The organism is Terriglobales bacterium, assembly GCA_035543055.1.
GTDB lineage: Bacteria > Acidobacteriota > Terriglobia > Terriglobales > Acidobacteriaceae > JAIQFD01.
Map to the genome: position 1 here is coordinate 1 of DATKKJ010000106.1, position 2135 is coordinate 2135.

The 2135-nt window shown below is 62.4% G+C and carries 4 protein-coding genes; all 4 read right to left on the bottom strand.

What is annotated here, in order from left to right; all coding sequences use genetic code 11:
• On the bottom strand, positions 1-508 hold a 508-nt coding region (locus VMS96_07820; protein ID HVP43325.1), incomplete at its 3' end, for a hypothetical protein.
• The gene (locus tag VMS96_07825; GenBank protein HVP43326.1) at positions 505-822 is read right to left on the bottom strand and encodes a hypothetical protein; all 318 of its coding nucleotides are present in this window, start codon (positions 820-822) and stop codon (positions 505-507) included. The genes VMS96_07820 and VMS96_07825, both read right to left, overlap by 4 nt.
• Positions 819-1313, bottom strand: coding sequence for a cytochrome c-type biogenesis protein CcmH (locus tag VMS96_07830; GenBank protein ID HVP43327.1), 495 nt, complete (start codon positions 1311-1313; stop codon positions 819-821). The genes VMS96_07825 and VMS96_07830 overlap by 4 nt, the downstream gene beginning before the upstream one ends.
• Positions 1314-1423: 110 nt before the next feature.
• Positions 1424-2135, bottom strand: a 712-nt coding sequence (locus tag VMS96_07835) for a cytochrome c-type biogenesis CcmF C-terminal domain-containing protein (protein ID HVP43328.1), incomplete at its 5' end; no start/stop codon positions are given.

Here is a 2135-nt window from a genome sequence, read left to right on the forward strand (position 1 = left end):
TCCCAGCATCCACCTGCGCACCCGCGGGCAGCATGATCTGGAGAGCGTTGTCGCTCATCTGCGTGCGCGGGGGGCTGGAAGCATTGTTCACCACCCAGAGTTCCGTTACCTGCAGGTCATTGCCTTCCGTCTGCGCGCGCATCATGTCCACGGTCAGGCTGATGTCCGGAACCTTCGCGGCGGCGTCGTACACTGTGACCTCGGCGGTGCTGGTTCCCGGCGGGACGATGCCACCCCTCGGAAAGTAATTCACGCCCTGGTGCAGCACGCGGACCATGTGCGGCCCGCCGGTCTCCTCGTATTTGAAACTGAAGTGTCCCTGAGAATCGGCTTTGGTGCGGGCGGCTTCCGTCATGCCCTGCGACATGTCGAGCAGGACCACGTCGTCGCCCGCGGCAGGCTTGCCGGTGGTGCCGTTCTTCACCTTGCCCGTCAGATTGGTGGCGGCGGACAAGCCGGACAGCAACATTACGGTCACCGGTACGTACAGCTTCTTTACAATCTTCAACTGCGGACTCCTTTGCCGGATCTCATAGGGACTGTCAGCGATGCGCGGGCAGCGTTCTCCAGTTGCTCGATCTCGGCCAGCACCTGAGCGGCTTCGGCCTCCAGCGTCGAGCGCATGGCCTGGAAATCAGTATCTGGGAACTTTCCCGCCTTGTACTCGAAATTTAAGTCGCGCAGGTTGTCGTAAATCACTTCTTTGCGCTCGTGGAGATAGACCAGCCGCGTCTTCTCCTCGCCCACGGGGACTTCTTCTTCCATGTAGAAAACGTAGAAGAAGAGGATCAGGGTGAAGAGCGCGCAAAGGACGATGATCATATCTCTGTCTCCTTGCGGGCGCGCTCGCGGAAGGCTTCCTCCTCCACCGTGGTGCCAGGTGGCGCGGTCGGGGGTGGTGGCGGCGGGCCCGACTTCCAGCGCCGGACCACGTACACCACGGCGAGGATGCCTACGCCCAGGACCGCGAACGGCGTGATCCATGCTACGCGGTTGAAGCCAGTGGCGGTGGGCGCGGCCAGCACTACGCCGCCATACTCCTGCACGAAGCGCTGCAGGATCAGATCATCGCTGTCCGGACCTTGCAAAGCCGCCATCAGCTCCTGCCGCATCTTCTCGGAGTAGGAGCAGCCGACGTGGTTGCACTCCAGCAGGATCTGATTGCAACCGCAGCGGCACATCAGCTTGTGGCCGAGGCGGTCGAAACGCGCGCCGTTGGGATCGGCGCCCAGCAGGAAAGTGGCAGCGATAAGGAGGGCGATGAGTTGAAGCTTCTTCAGCCAGGCAGGGGTCCCTCGACTTGCGCTCGGCACACAAGTCATCTCAGGTCCCTCGCTGCGCTCGGGATTTCGCCCGCGGGCTCGGGCGCCCGCGAAACGGCTCAACTTCGCTCGGGATGACAATGGAGAGAATTGGCTCAACTTCAGTCTCCCGCCTCCACGGCTGCGGCCGCGGGTTCTCGCACCGGTTGACGCAGAGTTACGGCGGTAGCGTTAGGAACCAGCGCCAGCAGCGTCCCGAAAATGACTACGTACACCCCAACCCAAATCCACATCACCAGCGGGTTCAGGTGGACGCGGATGATGGGCGGCCCGTTCTCTTCGTTGCGTCCGGCATAGACGAGGTAGAGATCTTCCTTCGGTGTGGAGCGGTTGGCCACCATCGTAGCCGTTTGCCCGCTGGCCTTGTACATCCGCCGCTCGGGATACATGGTGTCAATCTTGTTGCCGCCCTTGTACACGTCCACGACGGCCAGCTCACTGCCGTAATTCGGATTGTCGTCTTGGGTATAGGAGCGGCCCACCAGCGTATAAGGGCCAATGCTCATGCGGTCGCCCATCCCCAGCGGGGCCTCGTTCTGCTGGTTGAACGCCGAGCCGGCGATGCCGATGACGATCACTACCACCCCGAAGTGGACGACGTATCCGCCGTAGCGGCGGGTGTTGCGCCGCGTCAGTTGCACCATGGCGGCAAGCAAGTTCTGCCCCGTCTTCTCGGCGATCACGCGCCCGCCGCGAATGAATTCCGAAGCCACGGTCGCCGTCACCAGCACCGACAGAGAAATCGCCATCAGCGAGTAGAAGACTGCACTGTCCTGCCACGGACGCATGCCCAAGGCGATCAGCAGGACAGCC

Bases quoted from the DNA above. Each gene is read 5' to 3' on its own strand.
- VMS96_07825 (HVP43326.1), bottom strand. From the start codon at position 822: ATGATCATCGTCCTTTGCGCGCTCTTCACCCTGATCCTCTTCTTCTAC.